This window comes from Brevundimonas sp. (assembly GCF_052436175.1).
Lineage (GTDB): Bacteria > Pseudomonadota > Alphaproteobacteria > Caulobacterales > Caulobacteraceae > Brevundimonas.
Window position 1 is genome coordinate 1 of sequence record NZ_JBQVNM010000094.1, and the last position, 7,101, is coordinate 7,101.

Annotated in this window: 7 protein-coding genes; all 7 read right to left on the reverse strand. The window is 67.4% G+C overall.

Features of this window, described 5'->3' with window-relative positions:
* Nucleotides 1–386 (reverse strand): LON peptidase substrate-binding domain-containing protein (locus ACT6QK_RS14360; protein ID WP_444598508.1); only part of this gene is annotated, 386 nt, incomplete at its 3' end.
* 307 nt (nt 387–693) lie between these two features.
* Entirely contained in the window at nt 694–2,331 is a 1,638-nt protein-coding gene (locus tag ACT6QK_RS14365; protein ID WP_444598509.1) for a Na+/H+ antiporter, read from the reverse strand.
* A 4-nt stretch (nt 2,332–2,335) separates the two neighbouring features.
* Nucleotides 2,336–3,655, reverse strand: a complete 1,320-nt coding sequence (hflX, locus tag ACT6QK_RS14370) for a GTPase HflX (RefSeq protein WP_444598510.1) — start codon at nt 3,653–3,655, stop codon at nt 2,336–2,338.
* A gap of 43 nt (nt 3,656–3,698) precedes the next feature.
* Nucleotides 3,699–3,944 carry an RNA chaperone Hfq gene (gene hfq / locus ACT6QK_RS14375; protein ID WP_013269198.1) on the reverse strand — a complete coding sequence of 82 codons (246 nt, stop codon included), beginning with the start codon at nt 3,942–3,944 and terminating at the stop codon, nt 3,699–3,701.
* A 120-nt stretch (nt 3,945–4,064) separates the two neighbouring features.
* Nucleotides 4,065–4,925 (reverse strand): D-amino-acid transaminase, encoded by an 861-nt coding sequence (locus tag ACT6QK_RS14380; RefSeq protein WP_444598511.1) that lies wholly within the window; start codon nt 4,923–4,925, stop codon nt 4,065–4,067.
* Nucleotides 4,925–6,334, reverse strand: a complete 1,410-nt coding sequence (gene ntrX / locus ACT6QK_RS14385) for a nitrogen assimilation response regulator NtrX (protein ID WP_444598512.1) — start codon at nt 6,332–6,334, stop codon at nt 4,925–4,927. The genes ACT6QK_RS14380 and ntrX overlap by 1 nt, the downstream gene beginning before the upstream one ends.
* Nucleotides 6,335–6,343: 9 nt before the next feature.
* On the reverse strand, nt 6,344–7,101 hold a 758-nt coding region (locus ACT6QK_RS14390), incomplete at its 5' end, for a sensor histidine kinase (protein ID WP_444598513.1).

Consider the following 7,101-nt stretch of genomic DNA (forward strand, 5'->3'; position numbering starts at 1 on the left):
GCGCGCAGCATGGCCTCGGACTGGGCCGGCTCGCCGGGCTCGTCGTCGATGGTCACGGCCTCGGCCTCGAAATACTCCTCGCGGTCGGTGAACTGCGTCAGGCGCGCGCGGCCCTTGCCCTCGACCAGCACCTTCACGGTCCCGTCGGGCAGCTTCAGCAGCTGCAGGACAGTGGCGATGACCCCGGTCGGATAGATGGCGTCCGGCGTCGGATCGTCATCGACGGAGTTCTTCTGGGTGGCGAGCAGGATCTGCTTCTCGCCCTTCATGATCTCGTCCAGCGCACGCACGGACTTCTCGCGTCCGACGAACAGCGGCACGACCATGTGCGGGAAAACCACGATGTCCCTCAGCGGCAACACGGGCAGGATTTTGGTCTCGGTCATAACTCATGCTCCCGGGCCATTGGAGATCTCCGGCCCGTCGCCCCGCCCGATCCCGCGACATGCAGCGACCCGACGAAACGACCCGTCGATTCCGACGGCGTTCGGATGAGTATGTGGTCTCGCCGCCTCAGGGTTCAAGCGTCGCCGCCACATGGTCCACATGACTGTGATCCAGCGGCCAGGCTGAACGTCTGTTTCGCGCGACGGAGGCATGGCGCACGAGCCGGTCGCTGGGGTGCCTGAACGGGCGGATTTTCACCCCTCGGCGCTGTGGCCCGGAGGGCTCAGTCTACGGACGATCCCGGGGTCAGCTGAAGCGAAGCTCCTGCAGGTCGAGTTCGCGGATCAGCTTCCTGTGCGTGGCCTCGTCGATCCGGCGTGACCGCGCCAGACGGCTGATCTCCTCACGCTCCGCCGCCAGCCCGGCGAGGCGAAGCTGCTGCTCGATCTCGTCCATCTGGCGGACCAGTTCGCCGTCGTCGTCTTTCGCATGGGTCCGGTTCTCGATGCGGCGGCGATAGATCTCCATCAGGCGTGAGGCGACATCGGAATAGAGATCGGGGTTGGTCTTGCCCTCCGCCATCTCGTGCGAGACGTCCTCGATGGCGCGCAGGGCCGCCTCGGCTGCGGCGACGCGCGACCGGTCCTCTTCCTGCAGATGAGAGGGCTCCGGCGGCAGCTCGACGTTCTTCAGCAGGCGCGGCAGGGCGATGGTCGCCAGGATCAGGGACACGATGATCACGCCCGCCGCGAGGAAGATCGCCAGGCTCCGCGACGGCATGGGCGATCCGTCCTCAAGGACGAATGGCAGGGTCAGGATGCCGGCCAGGGTGATGGCGCCCCTCACCCCCGCCAGCGACATGACCATCACCAGCCTGAGGCCCACCTTCGGCTGTGGCTCCTGATGGCGGCGGCGATAGAGGGTCAGTTTCAGCGACGTCCACACCCAGACGAACCGCAACGCGGCCAAGGCCGCCACGATGCCGAAGACATACACCGCCAGCCACCAGACTTCGGGTCGGCTGGTGCCGCGCACGACCTCGGCGGCCCGCGACAGGATCGACGGCATCTGCTCGCCCAGGATGACGAAGATGATGCCGTTGGCCGCGAACTGGACGGTGTCCCAGACCACGGCGCGACGGATGCGGGTCACGGCCAGAGACTGGGTCCGTGCCCCACCGCGCTCGGTGAAGCTCATGGTCACGCCCGCCGCCACGGCCGCGAGGATGCCCGAGGCATGGAGTTCCTCGGCCAGGAGATAGGCCGCGAAGGGCGTCAGCAGGCTGACCAGGATGTGGGCGCCGACATCCTCGCCCCATTTGCGATTGGCGAGGCCGCGCAGGAAGCTGATGCCGAAGCTGACCCCGACGCCCACCGCGATCCCCGCCGCCGCCAGCCAGGCGAAGGTGCCGATCGCCGAGCCGATGGAGAAGACGCCCGTCGTCGCGGCGATGACGGCGATCCGCATGCAGGTCAGGCCCATCGCGTCGTTCAACAGCGACTCGGCCTCGAGAATATGCATCAGCCGCTTGGGGATCGGGGCCCGGGCCGCGATGGCCTGGACGGCGATGGGGTCGGTCGGCGACAGAATGGCGGCCAAGGCGAAGGCCACGGCCAGAGGCATCTCCGGGATCATCCACCAGATCAGCAGTCCCAGACCGAGCACGGTGAACAACACCAGCCCCAGAGCCAGCTCCAGGATCACGGCCCGGTCACGAAACAGGGCCTCCTTGGGAATCCGCCAGCCGTCGAGGAACAACAGGGGCGGCAGGAACAGCAGGAAGAAGACGTCTGGCTCCAGATCGATCGTATGACCGGTGATCAGCACGATCAGGGCGCCGAGACCGATCTGGACCAGAGGCAGGGCGATCCGGGTCGCGCGCGCGATCGCGCCCGACACCACCACCGCCAGCATCAGGAACAGAACGGTCTCGATCAGGGCCATGGAGTCAGCCGCTGATCTGGATGTCGGGATAGAGCCTCTCGAACCGCCCCAGCGCCTGGGGCGACAGACGCACGGTCAGCGCCGTCCGCCCCTCGGCGTCGCCGTCCCGGAACGTCACCCGGCCGTGGGTGTAGAGCCAGGCCAGCGCCTCGCCGTCGGTGGGCGCGAGCGTCAGTCGCGTCTCCGGATCGTCGTCGATCAGACCGGCGATGGTGTCGCGCAGGGTTTCGATCCCCTCCCCGGTCCAGGCCGAGACGGCGACCGCCCGATCCTCGCCTGTGCGGCGCGCCGCCTGGCCCAGAACGACCTCGCGCGTCTCATCGTCCAGCATGTCGATCTTGTTCCAGACCTCCAGGACGCGGCGAACCTTGCCCTCCGGCATCGGAATCTGCTTCAGGACCGTCTCGACATCCTTCGCCTGGGCCGCGCTGTCGGGCGAGGCGATATCACGCACATGCAGGATCAGATCGGCCTCGCCGACCTCCTCCAGCGTGGCGCGGAAGCTCTCGACCAGTTCGTGTGGCAGGTCGGAGATGAAGCCTACGGTGTCCGCCACGATCGCCGGACGGCCCTGAGGCAGGCGGATGGTGCGCTGGGTGGTGTCGAGGGTCGCGAACAGCAGGTCCTTGGCGAAGACCTCCGATCCCGTCAGCCGGTTGAACAGGGTCGACTTCCCGGCATTGGTGTAGCCGACGAGAGCGATGGTCGGGAACGGGACCTTCCGGCGCTGTTTGCGGTGCAGGCCGCGCGTGCGACGCACCTCCTCCAGCTCGGCCTTCAGCCGCACGATCCGGTCGGCGATCAGGCGGCGGTCAAGCTCGATCTGGGTTTCACCCGGCCCGCCGGTCGAGCCGGTGCCGCCCCTCTGCCGCTCAAGGTGCGTCCAGGTGCGCACCAGACGCGACTTCTCATAGTCGAGCCGGGCCAGCTCGACCTGAAGCCGTCCCTCCTTGGTCCGCGCGCGTCGGCCGAAGATCTCGAGGATCAGGCCGGTGCGGTCGATGACCTTGCAGTCCCAGGCCTTCTCCAGATTGCGCTGCTGGACGGGGGTCAGCTGGTCGTCGACGACCACGGCCTCGGCCTCGGCCGCGCGGACCAGGGCCGCCAGCTCCTCGACCTTGCCGGCGCCGAAGAGGGTCGCGGGCGTGGTCTTGCGCAGACGCACGATCTCCTCGGCGCGCACGTCGAGGTCCAGCGCGCGGGCCAGGCCCACGGCCTCCTCCAACCGCTCGGACGCCTGGCGATCACTCTCGCTGCGTCCGTCGGGGTGGATGACGACCGCCCGAATCAGCGGAACGGCGTGGTCAATCAGTTTTGAAGTCAAAGGGTCCCTTTGGGTCGGACCGGAGCGACGCCCAGAGCCGTGCTCAGTCCTCGTCGGCCTCGGGCTCGTAAAGCTGCACGGGCGCGGACGGCATGATGGTGGAAATGGCGTGCTTGTAGACCAGTTGCGACTGGCCGTCGCGGCGCAGCAGCACGCAGAAGTTGTCGAACCAGGTCACGATGCCCTGCAGCTTGACGCCGTTCACCAGAAAGATGGTCAGCGGGGTCTTGGTCTTGCGGACGCTGTTGAGGAAGGTGTCCTGAAGGTTCTGACGCTTGTCTTGCGACATGGCAGGTTTGTCCTGTTCTTTGTTGTTTCGCCGCGACGAAGGGGAGCGCCGCAGGGCCGGATCGAAGGCCGACGCCATACCTTAGACGTCCGCCGCGCCGTCCCGCAACCGTAGCTGCTGCTAAATGGCGTCGCGATCGGCCTGTTCAAGATAGGCGGCGCGCAGACGGGTCGCGACCGGCCCTGGCTTGCCGTCACCGATCTTCGTTCCGTCCAGCGACACCAGAGGCATGACGAAGGTGCTGGCGGCGGTGACGAACAGCTCGCGGGCCTGTTTGGCCTCATCGACGGAGAACGGCCGTTCGTCCAGTTCCAGCCCCTCTTCGGCGATGATCTGCAGCAGCTTCGTGCGCGTGACGCCGCGCAGGATATTGGCCTGGGTATCCCGTGTCCTGAGCTTGCCGTCGGCGTCCACGATCCAGGCGTTGGTCGAGGAGCCCTCTGTGACCAGACCCATCTCATCGACCAGCAGGCACTCATAGGCGCCTCGTTCCCGCGCCGCCTGCTTCGCCAGCACATTGGCGAGCAGTCCTACGGTCTTGATGTCGCATCGGCCCCAGCGAATGTCGGGCTGGGTCACGCCCGCCGCACCCTTGGTGGCCAGGGCCTCGCCTTTGGCTGGGTCGATGGTCTTTGCCGTCACCACGACGCTCGGCGCGACATCCTTGGGGAAGGCGTGATCACGGGGCGCCGTGCCGCGCGTGACCTGAAGATAGACGATGCCGTTGCGCACCCGGTTGCGCCGGATGGTCTCGTCCAGCACCCGCTTCAGCGCCGCCGATGTCATGGGAATGGCGATCTGCAGCTCGTTCAGGCTGCGGTGCAGCCGCGTCATGTGGCCGTCGAAATCGGCCAGTCGCCCGTCGAACACGCCCCAGACCTCATAGACGCCGTCGGCGAACTGGAAGCCCCGGTCCTCGATATGGACGACGGCCTGGGCGTGCGAGCGATAGGTCCCGTTGACGTAGGAGACACGTGACATCAGTCCGGGCTTCCCTCTTCCTCGTCCCCGCCCCGCGACGGCGAAACCCCCAGCGACTTCAGCTTGCGGTGCAGGGCCGACCGCTCCATCCCGATGAAGGCGGCGGTGCGCGAGATATTGCCGCCGAACCGCATGATCTGGGCCGCCAGATACTCGCGCTCGAACACCTCCCGCGCCTCGCGCAGCGGCAGGGCGATGATCCGGTCCGCGCCGAGCGACGATCCCGTTCCCGACGACGCCACCTCCTGCGGCAGCATCTCGGCCGTGATCGGCTCCGATGGATCGCCCGTCGCGAGAATCAGCAGTCGCTCGACGTTGTTGCGCAACTGGCGGACATTGCCCGGCCAGGGATGGACCTGAAGCACCGCCACCGCATCCTCGCCCATCCGCCGGCGCTGCAGCCCCTGGGAGGTGGCCAGGGTGTCGATGAAATAATCGACCAGCTCTGCGATGTCCTCACGCCGCTCGGCCAGGGCCGGCACCCGGATCGGCACGACGTTCAGCCGGTGGAACAGGTCCTCCCGGAACCTGCCTTCGGCGATCTCGGCCTTGAGATCCTTGGATGTCGAGGTGACCACCCGCACGTCCACCTGGACGTCCTGCTCGCCGCCTACCCGCCGGAAGCGTTGCTCGACCAGCACCCTCAGCACCCGGCTCTGGCTCTCCCGCGGCATGTCGGAGACGTCATCGATATAGAGGGTGCCGCCGTGGGCGCGCTCGAACAGTCCGATCTTGCGCGGACGGCCGTCATGGCCCTCCTCTCCGAACAGTTCCGAATCCAGCCGTTCGGGCGTCATCCCGGCCGCCGAAATGGCCACGAACTCGGCGCGGGCGCGCGGGCTGGCCTCGTGGATCTGCCGCGCCACCAGCTCCTTGCCCGAGCCTGGAGGGCCGGAGATCAGCACCCGGCTGTTGGCCGGCGCCACCTTGGCGATCGTGGTGCGCAAGACCTGGGCCGCTGCGGAGCGCCCGATCAGACCCGTCGGCGCCATGGTCTGGGCCCGCAAACGACGGTTCTCCCGCTTCAGCGTCGCCGCTTCCAGCGCCCGCTCGACCACGACGACCAGCCGGTCCGACTTGAACGGCTTTTCGATGAAGTCATAGGCGCCGCGTTTCAGGGCGCTCACGGCGGTCTCGATGTTGCCGTGGCCGGACATCATCACCACCGGCAGGTCGGGATCCAGTTCCTTGACCATGTCGAGCAATTCCAGCCCGTCCATGCCCCCGCCCTGCATCCAGATGTCCAGCACGATCAGGCTGGGCTTGCGCGCCCGGACGCCCGCCAGGGCCTCTTCGGAGTTGGAGGCGACGCGAACCGCATGGCCCTCGTCCTCAAGCAGGCCGGAGACCAGCTCGCGGATGTCCGCCTCGTCGTCCACGACCAGAATATCGGCGCCGGTGGAACGCATGTGTCCTCGCTATTCAGCCGCGACGCCGGATGCTCGCGCGTCCGTCGTCGATGCGGCATGGGGGTTGAGGGGGAAGATCAGGCAGACGCGAGCGCCGCTGAGTGTCTCGGCGTCCGCCAGTTTCAGTTCGCCTCCGTGGTCCTCACAGATGCGTTTGACGATGGCCAGGCCCAGTCCGGTGCCCTTCTCGCGGGTCGTGACATAGGGCTCGGTCAGGCGGTCGCGGTCGCGGTCGGGCAGGCCCTTGCCGTCGTCCTCGATGATGAAGACCAGACGATGCTGGGCGTCGAGCTCCAGCCTGGCGATGATGCCGACGGCCTCCTCATCGACCGGATGGGCCAATCGTTTGGCGGCCACGGCCTCGCCGGCGTTCTTCAGGATGTTGGCGAGGGCCTGCCCCACCATCCGCCCGTCGGCGCTCAGGGTGACCTGCGGCAAGGGTTCGATCAGTTCGACGGCGATGTCCGGCGCAGCCACCCTCTGGGCGAAGACGGCCGCGCGCAGCAGTTCGGCCGGATCCTCGGATGCGAATCGCGGCGCGGGCATGCGAGCGAAAGAGGAGAACTCATCGACCATCCGGCCGATGTCGCCGACCTGGCGGATGATGGTGTCGGTGCAGCGGTCGAACACCTCGACGTCATCACCGATGCGGACGCGATACTTGCGCTTCAGCCGCTCGGCCGAGAGCTGGATCGGGGTCAGGGGATTCTTGATTTCATGGGCGATACGCCGGGCCACGTCGCGCCAGGCGGCGTTGCGCTGGGCCG